The sequence below is a fragment of the Streptomyces sp. SID12501 genome (assembly GCF_010550245.1).
Classification (GTDB): domain Bacteria; phylum Actinomycetota; class Actinomycetes; order Streptomycetales; family Streptomycetaceae; genus Streptomyces.
Window position 1 is genome coordinate 1 of the sequence record NZ_JAAGLU010000963.1, and the last position, 399, is coordinate 399.

Sequence of the window (399 nt, forward strand, 5' to 3'; positions counted from 1 at the left end):
CTGGTCTTCCGCGCGACCGGCAAGCGCCGTCGCAACGTCGTCAGCACCCGCACGGTCGCCTCCCCGATGGCCTCCGTCAACGCCCCGCACCTGGCCCTGCGCCACGCCGACTGGGCCGGCTTCACCGCCGTCGTCGACCCCACGGTCTTCCAGTCGGGCGGCACCTGGCGTGACGGCATATGGTCCACCTCCATCGCCGTCACCGGCGCCGGAGGCCTCCACCGGGCGCGCCTCAAGGGTGGCGACCACGACAGCGGTCACACCCCGCCCGCGCACTGGGTCACCCCCGACGTGCGCATCCTGCCGATCATCTCCCGCTCGCTGACCGTCCAGGTCGAGGTGGTCCGGGCCCGCGCCCTGGACGTACGCCTCCTCGACGACGCGACCCTGGAGGTGGCC

The 399-nt window shown here is 73.7% G+C and carries 1 protein-coding gene; it reads left to right on the forward strand.

The window, feature by feature from the left end:
* Positions 1-399, forward strand: a 399-nt coding sequence (locus G3I71_RS49345; RefSeq protein ID WP_164325513.1) for a hypothetical protein, incomplete at both ends; no start/stop codon positions are given.